Annotated in this window: 4 protein-coding genes; 2 read left to right on the top strand and 2 right to left on the bottom strand. The window is 64.6% G+C overall.

The features are described 5' to 3' along the window. Window positions 1-347, bottom strand: a 347-nt coding sequence (locus tag EN742_RS31760; protein WP_148670398.1) for an aminopeptidase, incomplete at its 3' end; no start/stop codon positions are given. A 222-nt stretch (window positions 348-569) separates the two neighbouring features. After that, entirely contained in the window at window positions 570-1,484 is a 915-nt protein-coding gene (locus EN742_RS31765; RefSeq protein WP_128333718.1) for a LysR substrate-binding domain-containing protein, read from the bottom strand. A 95-nt stretch (window positions 1,485-1,579) separates the two neighbouring features. Between EN742_RS31765 and EN742_RS31770 the strand changes: the two genes are divergently transcribed. Next, window positions 1,580-1,780, top strand: a complete 201-nt coding sequence (locus tag EN742_RS31770; RefSeq protein WP_128333719.1) for a hypothetical protein — start codon at window positions 1,580-1,582, stop codon at window positions 1,778-1,780. A gap of 96 nt (window positions 1,781-1,876) precedes the next feature. Next, on the top strand, window positions 1,877-2,458 hold a 582-nt coding region (locus EN742_RS31775), incomplete at its 3' end, for a YbfB/YjiJ family MFS transporter (protein WP_245492443.1).

A 2,458-nucleotide genomic window follows, 5' to 3' on the forward strand; every position in this document is an offset into this window, starting at 1 on the left:
GACGGATCCTCGCCGCGCACAGCAAGCCGCGCCGCGTTGTTGGCAAAGGCTTTCGCCATGCCTTCATAGAGCCAGCCGGCGGCACGATCGAAGCCGGCGTCAGCGCCATAGCGGAAGCGCGCCAGCGTGATCTCGTCATCATTGAAGATCGGCGTCACCAACCCGGCGCCGGCCTTGTAGGCATGCTCGACGATGCGCCGCGTCAAGGGCAGGGCCGCGATCGACGACGTCACCACAAGGTCCTGTCCCGGCTGCAGCTGCAGCCCGACCTTGATGGCGACCTCGGCCAGCCTGTCGAGCTTCACCGGGTCGATGGTTGCTGCAACGCCGCGCGAATGTGTGGTCATGATCCTGCCTGCCGTGATTGTGAGGTCTGGTCCTAGAGACTGTTTGGAAATTTCCACTCTGGCGGCCATCTGATGGCGTTTTCTGCGCTTCCGTTGCTCACGGACGAATGTCCGCTGCGCTACCGTTCTCGAATCCACCACCATATGACTCGCCGGAGCGAATTTCGAAACAGTCTCTTACATAGACCGGCAGGGCTGGCCTTTCCACAGGGATCGACTGGGTCAGGCGGCGCTGTCGAGCGTCCGGAACTTTGCCATGGTCGCCTCGATCTCCTCGCGGATCCAGGCCTTGAAGTCGCGCACCTTGCGGCTCTCGCCTTTTGTGGCAGAGGTCACCATCCAGTAGCCCAGCCCGCTCTCGGCGCGCACGCCGAATGGCGCGACCAGCCGGCCGTCGGCCAGCGCGTCGGCGGTCAGCAACTGCCAGGCGAGCATGACGCCATGGCCGGCGATCGCCGATTCCAGGCAGAGCATGGGATCGGTGAAACGTGCCCCCTTCAGAAAGGTGACCGGCGAGACGCCGGCCGCCGCGAACCAGCTGTCCCAACTGATCATCGAGCGCTCGTCGGTGATCGCGCAGGTCTGCGCCAGATCCTCGATCGAGTGCAGTCTGGCCGCGATCGACGGCGTGCAGACCGGGAACACCTCTTGCGCCAGAAGCAGTTCCGCGCGCACGCCCGGCCATTTGCCGTCGCCCATCCGGATGCCGACATCGATGTCGGAATGGTCGAGATCGGCGACCCGACCCGAGGCGTCGATGCGCAACAGTACGTTCGGATGCCGGGCGAAATGCCGGGACAACCTCGGCAGCAGCCACTTCGAGGCGAAGGCCGGCGCTACCGAAACAACCAGCGTGCATTGGCTGGCCTCGTCGGCCATCGCCACGGCCTGCGCCAGCTCGCGAAAGCCCGCCCCAAGCCTTGCCGTGAACAGCGCGCCGAACTCCGTTGGAACAAGGCCGCCCGGCGTGCGTTCGAACAGCGCCTGGCCGGGCTGCTTTTCCGTGCGCTTGATCTGTTGGCTGACGGCGCTGGCCGAGACGTTGAGCTCGCCGGCCGCCGCCGCGAGCGAGCCGAGCCGGGCGACGGTTTCCACGGCACGCAGGCCGTTCAGATGGACGCGGTTCAACAGGCTCATACAGTTTTTCTAAACTGACATGGCGGAAATCTCAATTGAAACGCATGGCGTGGATACAGATTCTATAGGGGTCAACGCGAATTCGAGGCGAAACCATGAAGATTTTGTCATTGCTCAATGGTCTGGTCGTCGCTGGCGGAGGGCAGGGCGCCCGATACGAAAGCGAGATCGCGAGATGGGTGGCCGATCCATTGGCGCATCCGGTGCTGGACACGATGTCGGAGCGCGAACTGGGAGACATGCCGTTTCGGCTAACGGCGCGGCGTACGTCCTATGAGACGGGGCAGGCGGGCTGACGCTAACTCGGCGGCCGATAGCCGGGCACGGCCGACGGTCGCTGGCCCAACGCAACCGCATTGTCTTGCTGTCCTGCGCACCTATTGTGCGCTGCGATGAAAACCGCCTCGCCATCGCCCTCGCGTCTCGCTGTGGCCGGCATGCTGGCCATGGCTGTCGCCATGGGCATCGGCCGTTTCGTCTACACGCCGATCCTGCCGGGCATGATGGAGGAACTGCATCTGTCGCCGGCTGACGCCGGCTGGATCGCCTCGGCCAACTATCTAGGCTATCTCGCCGGCGCCTTTGCCGCCGCCGGCGGCTGGGCGCATGGCCGCGAACGCATGCTGATGTTTGCCGGCCTCGCCGCCAGCGCCGTCCTTGCCGCCCTGATGGGCTTCGGCGAGACGATCGCGGCCTTTCTCGTCATCCGCTTTCTTGCCGGCCTCGCCAGCGCCTTTGTGATGGTCTTCATGGCCTCGATCGTCTTCAGCCATCTTGCCGCGGCGGATCGAAGTGATCTGCAGGCGCTGCATTTCGGCGGTGTCGGTTTGGGCATCGCCGCTTCCTCGGCATTGATGGCTGTTCTCGTCACGGTTCATGCCGGTTGGGCGGCGGGCTGGCTGTGGGCGGCGGCGATCTCCGCTTTGGGTCTCGCCGTCGTTGCCCTGCTTGCTGGCTCCGCTACGATCATCAAT

Origin of the sequence: Mesorhizobium sp. M4A.F.Ca.ET.020.02.1.1 (assembly GCF_004022645.1) — a bacterium.
Classification (GTDB): Bacteria; Pseudomonadota; Alphaproteobacteria; order Rhizobiales; family Rhizobiaceae; genus Mesorhizobium.